At 71.9% G+C, this 3,113-nt stretch carries 6 protein-coding genes; 3 read left to right on the top strand and 3 right to left on the bottom strand.

Going from position 1 to position 3,113, the window contains the following annotated elements; genetic code table 11:
• Together V6M42_RS02300 and V6M42_RS02295 are read right to left on the bottom strand one after the other, a co-directional pair.
• Positions 1 to 639: Vgb family protein (locus tag V6M42_RS02300; RefSeq protein ID WP_442880910.1), on the bottom strand; the 639-nt coding region annotated here is incomplete at its 3' end.
• A gap of 70 nt (positions 640 to 709) precedes the next feature.
• Positions 710 to 949: a DUF2188 domain-containing protein gene (locus V6M42_RS02295; protein ID WP_332660551.1), complete on the bottom strand. Its 240-nt coding sequence runs from the start codon at positions 947 to 949 to the stop codon at positions 710 to 712.
• Positions 950 to 1,131: 182 nt separating this feature from the next.
• On the opposite strand from V6M42_RS02295, the gene V6M42_RS02290 reads away from it, so the two are divergent.
• From V6M42_RS02290 to V6M42_RS02280, 3 genes are read left to right on the top strand one after another with little or no spacing between them, the layout of a single operon-like run.
• Entirely contained in the window at positions 1,132 to 1,542 is a 411-nt protein-coding gene (locus tag V6M42_RS02290; protein ID WP_332660550.1) for a hypothetical protein, read from the top strand.
• Positions 1,543 to 1,563: 21 nt separating this feature from the next.
• Positions 1,564 to 2,106, top strand: coding sequence for an RNA polymerase sigma factor (locus V6M42_RS02285; RefSeq protein WP_332660549.1), 543 nt, complete (start codon positions 1,564 to 1,566; stop codon positions 2,104 to 2,106).
• A complete protein-coding gene (locus V6M42_RS02280; RefSeq protein ID WP_332660548.1) occupies positions 2,096 to 2,392 on the top strand; it encodes a hypothetical protein in 297 nt (98 codons plus the stop codon). Before V6M42_RS02285 ends, V6M42_RS02280 begins: the two co-directional genes overlap by 11 nt.
• On the opposite strand, the gene V6M42_RS02275 is transcribed toward V6M42_RS02280, so the two are convergent.
• The coding region (locus tag V6M42_RS02275; protein WP_332676868.1) for an endonuclease/exonuclease/phosphatase family protein at positions 2,379 to 3,113 on the bottom strand (735 nt) is incomplete at its 5' end. The genes V6M42_RS02280 and V6M42_RS02275 overlap by 14 nt on opposite strands.

Here is a 3,113-nt window from a genome sequence, read left to right as displayed (position 1 = left end):
CCAGACGCGCCGCGCGCCCTGGTTCGGGGTGGGCGGCTCGACGACGGTCGCCTCGCCGGTATCGAGATCGACCTTCGCGATATGACTGCCGGCCAGGGAGGCGTACCAGACGTCGCCCGACGGGGTGGTGGTGATCCCGTAGGGACCCCGGCCGCGCGGCGCCGCCCACACCTTCATGTCGTCGGTCGCGGGGTCGAGCCGGCCGTAGAATCCGGTCTGGCCGGTGAACCAGATGCGGCCGCGATGGTCGAAGGTGGCGGTGTTCATGTTCACCGGCCCCGTCTCCGCCGGCAGCGGCCAGACCTTGACCTCGCGGGTGGCGCGGTCGACGCGGACGATCGCATTCTGGCCCCCGTCGGTGATCCAGGCGTTTCCGTCGGGCCCGACGATGACGCCGTGCGGCGCGGATCCTTCGCCCAGCGGCACGATCACGGTCTCACCCGTGCGGGGATCCAGGATGCCGTGGCCGCCGCCGCGCTGGACCGTCCACCAGACCTCTCCGTCGGAGGTGACGGCCACGTCGTGGGCGCGCCCGCCGGGCGGCACCTCGTAATACCGGACCTGCTGGGCCGCCGCGGGGAAGGCGAGGGCGACGACCATGGCGAAGGGAGCGGCGAAGCGGGGCGACAAGCGGATCATGAGGCTCTCCTGCGTTCCTGCGCCGGGATCATAGCCCATGCTGACGCCGCGGGCATGCGCCGGCGCCCGATCAGCCCTCGACGTCGACCTCGGGACGGTCGTGGCCGTCGGCGCGTTCGGTGATCCAGCGGCCCGAGGAGTCGGCGTATTCGATCAGCGTGTCCTCGTCCGGCACCTTCTGCTCGCGCGCCACGGCGACGGCGGCGGCGCGCGCCGACTCGTGGGTCGGATAGGTCTCGGAATAGGTGCCGCCCGACTGATAGGCCCAGCCTCCGTCATGCTCGACGATGCGATAGGTGATCTGGACCATGGGGGAGGCTCCGGTGTGGGACTGAGTGTCCGCCAGCGAACGCGGGGCCGCAAGATGGGTTGCGCTCTCCCGCTCGCACCGGAGGCGCAAAAATTCGAGCAGGCCGCATCCGCTGGCGCGGTCGGCGGCGACTACCCTATGAAAGCGCGGGCAGGGCGTCCGGCTCATGAGGGGTGAAGATCATGGAAGACCTTTTCCGTTCCTACTGGTGGTTGCTGTTCCCGCTGGCCTGGTTCGTGTTCGGAGGCTTCTCCAGCTTCCTCAACTATCGACGCCAGAAGGATACGCTGGACCTGATCAAGACCTATGCGGCCCGGGGCCAGGAGCCGCCCGAGGCCCTGCTCAAGGTGCTGGATCGTCCCATCGACGGCAGCGGCATGTGGGACTCCCCGAACGAGGACCGCGGCAGCCGCATGAACGACGGCAACTGGTTCTCGGTGGTCCTGTTCGGGGTCATGGGCGCCGGCTTCGGCTACGCCGCCTACACCGACATGTACGGCGCCGGAGAGGCCTTCCTGATCGTGACCTTCGTCCTGGGCGCCCTGTGCCTGGCCTGTCTGGTCTCGGCCCTGACGGGACGCCGGCGGGGCTGATGCCCGACCGGGACCGGGGGCATGGACGGACTTCTGACAGACGCCGAGCTGGTGGGCCGCGCAACCGCCGGCTCGGACGCCGCCTTCTCGCGGCTGGTCGAACGGCATCAGGCGGCCGTTCGCGCCTTTCTGCGCCGGGCCCTGGGCAGGGGCTGGGCCGAGGCGGACGATGTGGCCCAGGACGCCTTCCTCGCCGCATGGCGCTCGCTGCGGTCGCTCAGGGATCCGTCCGGCGTGCGGGCCTGGCTGTGCGGCATCGCCTGGCGCAAGGCGCAGGACCGGATCCGCGGCGCGCGGCGCGGCGCGGCGCGGGACAATGTCTGGCTGGAGACGGCCGCTCCGCCCGCCGGCGTGTCGCACGAGGACCGGCTGTCCATGGCCGCGGCGATGGCGGAACTGCCGCCGGATGTCCGCGCCTGCGTCGCCCTGTGCCTGGCCGACGGCTGGTCGCACGGCGAGGCCTCGGTCGCCCTGGGCTTGCCTCTCGGCACGGTGAAGTCGCATGTTGCGCGCGGACGGGCGCGGCTGCTTGCGGCGCTCAAAGGGTCCGACGATGACGCCTGAACAGAAACTCCAGGCCCTGTTCGCCGCGGAAGCCCCGCCGGCGCGGGACTACGCCTTCCAGGCGCAGCTGGCGCAGCGGATCGCCCTGCGCCGGGCGTGGATGACCGTTGCGGCCCTGGTGCCGTGGGGCGTCGCCGGGATCGCCATCCTGTGGGCCCTGATTCCGGTGGTCGGTCCGCTGGGCGAGGACATCGCCGCCCTGGTCCCGGCCGCGGGCATGCTTGGGGTCGCGGCGCTCAGCGCCGTCGCCGCCCGCTGGCTGTCGCGCCGGTTCAGCGCAGCCTGAGGGTCGCCGCCACGCCGAAATGGTCGGACGGATATTCCCCGCCGGTCGGCTCGGCGCCGATCACGGCTGACCGCACGGGCGCGAACCGGGCCGCTTCGGCGAAGATGTGGTCGATGACGCGGGGCGGGTGGCCCTTGGCCGGGTTCAGGGTCGTGGGCGCGGATCCGCGGGGCAGGGCGCTGAAGAACCGCTGCCCCGTCAGCACCGCCAGCCCGGCGTCCTCCTGCACCGCATTGAAGTCGCCCGTGGCGATCAGCGGCGTTCCGTCCCTGGGCAGCCAGGCCATCAGATCGGCGATCTGGCGCGCCCGCACGGCCTGGGCGTCCGCCTGCCAGGCCAGGTGGGTGTTGACGATGTCGACGGGCCGGCCGCCGACGTCGATCCGCGCCCGGACGGCGGTGCGGTAGTCGTCCAGCGGCTCCAGCTTCTTCCAGTCGTGCGCCAGCACCGGCAGGCGGCTCAGTATGGCGTTGCCGTACCGGCGCGGGGCGCCCTCGGCGTCGGTCGAGACGAAATGCATCTGATAGCCGCCCAGGGCGTCGGCGAGGGTGCGCGCCTGGTTGGGCAGGCCGACGGCCGCATCCTCCAGCACCTCCTGCAGGGCGACGACGTCCGGATTCTCCGCCCGGATCGCCGCGATCAGCAGCGGCAGCCGCGCGGCCCAGTCTCCCTGATTGTGCCAGATGTTGAAGGTGACCAGCGTCAGCGAGGGCCCCGCGGC

Source organism: Brevundimonas sp. (assembly GCF_036677305.1).
Lineage (GTDB): Bacteria > Pseudomonadota > Alphaproteobacteria > Caulobacterales > Caulobacteraceae > Brevundimonas.
The sequence above is the reverse complement of the archived record's forward strand: the minus strand, read 5'-3'. Positions and strand labels throughout refer to the sequence as shown.